1 pseudogene is annotated in these 606 nt (G+C 41.6%); it reads right to left on the reverse strand.

The annotated features are described in order from the left end of the window. Window positions 1–606, reverse strand: a pseudogene (locus tag ABN217_RS19730) (AAA family ATPase); the annotation flags it as partial.

Raw genomic sequence — 606 nt, forward strand, 5'->3', positions numbered from 1 at the left:
AGTAGACCTTCAGTTTCATCAATAAAATCATTAAGTAAACGTTGTTTTTCGCTTTCCTCTATATCGCTAAAGTTTGCTAGCGAAGACAATAAACTTGGCGCGAGTTGTCGGCGAACTTGGCTATCCGGCTTAGCCACTGAAATAGCGCGCACTCGTGGATTGTTGACTAAGAACCAATCAGGTAAATCCGTTTCCTTTTCTACAATCCAAAATAAGCTATTAAAATAAGGTTGATTTTTTTCACCTGCTGGACGTGCTTTTGCTTGATGGGACACCACTAAGGCTCGAGTAAATAAACTGTGCTCTGCTGGCGTCAAATTAGCGCGGTGGGAAATTAAACATGAGGCGAAATCAATGCAAAGTGCTATCGGCTGTTCAGTGCAATTTACCCATTTATCCAGCACTTGATTGAGGATATCTATTCCTCCTGCTGAATATCCTTCAGTGGGTGTTAACCCCAATTTTTGCATGAGAGCCATCCCTGCCTCAACATGTTTGGCTGGGTTAACCACCCATTGGAACCCCAATAAAGGGGTATAGGTAATAATATGTGCGTAGCCAGCCTCAAATAAACTATTAAATAAGGATTGATTAAACGGTAATGGT

The organism is Proteus sp. fly-1067 (assembly GCF_040139345.1).
In the GTDB taxonomy this organism is placed as follows: domain Bacteria; phylum Pseudomonadota; class Gammaproteobacteria; order Enterobacterales; family Enterobacteriaceae; genus Proteus; species Proteus vulgaris_B.